Source organism: Acinetobacter sp. 1124_18A (genome assembly GCF_052824995.1).
This window is the reverse complement of sequence record NZ_VTDF01000022.1, coordinates 1-1,048: the sequence shown is the minus strand read 5'-3', so window position 1 is coordinate 1,048 and position 1,048 is coordinate 1. Positions and strand designations below refer to the sequence as shown.

Here is a 1,048-nt window from a genome sequence, read left to right as displayed (position 1 = left end):
TTTCCATTGCCACCATCTAAGGTATCGTTACCCAGACCACCCTTGAGAATATCGGCTCCTTCTTCACCATACAGTTTGTCGTCGCCTTCTCCGCCTTCAAGCGTATCGTTCCCTCCACGTCCATATAACGTGTCGTTCCCCAAGCCTCCAAATAACTGATCTGTATCTGTAGTACCAGCCAACCAGTCTGCTCCATCCGTTCCCTGATAGAGCTGCTGTAAAATATCGGCAACTTTCAGACTGGTGCCATCAGCAAATTCGATTCGCTGTAATGAGCTATACGGGTTATTTAATGAATCCTGATAAAGCACATCCTGGAATGTGATTTTATCCGTGCTGCCTGAAATGCTAATTTCAAGACTACTACCCACCTGTTTAATAATCAGGTTTGAAGCGGTAATACCTTCTTTTAACTTCAGGATATTTAGCTTGTTGATATTCGTGTCATAACTTGAACTGACCGTATCCTGTCCGTCACCTCGACCAAACACATAGGTGTTGTTACCCGAACCGCCAGTCAGCTGGTCATTGCCGGCTCCACCCTCAAGGATGTCATTTCCATTGCCCCCATCAAGTGTATCGTTTCCTGCTCCACCTTTTAGAAGGTCATTGCCATCACCACCATAGAGTTTGTCATCACCATCTTCTCCCTCAAGGCTGTCATTGCCTGCCTGACCATATAATGTGTCATTGCCTGCTCCGCCCAAGATATGGTCAGCTTCTTTGGTCCCCGTTAAACTATCTGCTGCTGCTGTTCCCGCGTACAACTTCGTCAGAATATCTGCAACCGTCAGACTGGTCCCGTCTGCAAATTCGATACGCTGTAATGAGCTATACGGGTTATTTAATGAATCCTGATAAAGCACATCCTGGAATGTGATTTTATCCGTGCTGCCTAAAATGCTAATTTCAAGTCCACTACCCACCTGTTTAATAATCAGGTTTGAAGCGGTGATACCTTCTTTTAACTTCAGGGTATTCAATTTGTTTACATCATTGTTATAGCTTGAACTGACCGTATCCTGTCCGTCACCTCGGCCAAACACAT

1 protein-coding gene is annotated in these 1,048 nt (G+C 45.2%); it reads right to left on the bottom strand.

From position 1 onward, the window contains the following. Positions 1-1,048 (bottom strand): calcium-binding protein (locus FY048_RS18920; RefSeq protein WP_446092163.1); only part of this gene is annotated, 1,048 nt, incomplete at both ends.